This is a genomic window from Rhodobacter flavimaris (assembly GCF_021378075.1).
GTDB classification, from domain to species: domain Bacteria; phylum Pseudomonadota; class Alphaproteobacteria; order Rhodobacterales; family Rhodobacteraceae; genus Rhodobacter; species Rhodobacter flavimaris.
Genome location: NZ_JAJUOS010000068.1, coordinates 1 through 292, shown reverse-complemented (window position 1 = coordinate 292; position 292 = coordinate 1). Strand labels below are relative to the sequence as shown.

1 protein-coding gene is annotated in these 292 nt (G+C 65.4%); it reads right to left on the bottom strand.

The genetic code is table 11. The features are described 5' to 3' along the window. Positions 1–292: tRNA-ribosyltransferase family protein (locus LZA78_RS17655; RefSeq protein ID WP_233678181.1), on the bottom strand; the 292-nt coding region annotated here is incomplete at both ends.

Genomic DNA, 292 nt, shown 5'->3' with positions numbered 1-292 from the left:
CCTCGGCCTCGGTCGCGGGCAGCGCCGGGCATTCATCGAAGGCCATCACGATGTCGGAGCCGAGCAGCCGCTGGATCTCCATCGAGCGCTCGGGCGTGAGCTTGTGCTTCGATCCGTCGATATGGGAGGAAAAGGTCACCCCCTCCTCGCTCATCTTGCGCAAGGAGGCGAGGCTCATCACCTGGAAGCCGCCGGAATCGGTGAGGATCGGCCGCTCCCAGTTCATGAAGCGATGGAGCCCGCCAAGCCGCGCGATGCGCTCGGCGGTGGGCCGCAGCATCAAGTGATAGGT